The 494-nt window shown below is 57.0% G+C and carries 1 protein-coding gene; it reads left to right on the top strand.

What is annotated here, in order from left to right; translation table 11 throughout:
* On the top strand, positions 1–494 hold a 494-nt coding region (locus KP705_RS17095; RefSeq protein ID WP_215765133.1), incomplete at both ends, for a Tn3 family transposase.

The raw sequence follows: 494 nt of genomic DNA on the forward strand, positions 1-494 counted from the left end.
GTATGATCCGTTTTCGACCCGGGTGATTGCGGCGACGGCCGGTGAAGCACCCTATGTTCTGGATGGGCTGCTGTATCATGCCAACGGGCTTTCCATTGAAGAGCATTATACCGACACGGGTGGGGCATCGGATCATGTTTTCGGGCTGATGCCCTTCTTTGGTTATCGATTTGCGCCCAGGATACGGGATCTGAAAGAGCGGAAACTTCACCTGTTTCCAGATCAAAGCCCCGGTGATCTCCTGAGTGGAATGGCCGGTGACCCGATCAATACMGATCATGTTGCGGCCCACTGGGACGACCTGCTGCGTCTGGTCACATCCATTCGGAGTGGAACCGTGACGGCCTCGGCCATGCTGCGGAAGCTCGGATCTTATCCCCGTCAGAATGGTCTGGCTGTGGCCTTGCGTGAAGTTGGCCGGATCGAGCGGTCGGTTTTCATGCTCGACTGGATACAGGATCTGGATTTGCGCAGGCGAACCCAGGCAGGGCTCA

Origin of the sequence: Gluconobacter sp. P1D12_c (assembly GCF_018812105.1) — a bacterium.
Classification (GTDB): domain Bacteria; phylum Pseudomonadota; class Alphaproteobacteria; order Acetobacterales; family Acetobacteraceae; genus Gluconobacter; species Gluconobacter oxydans_A.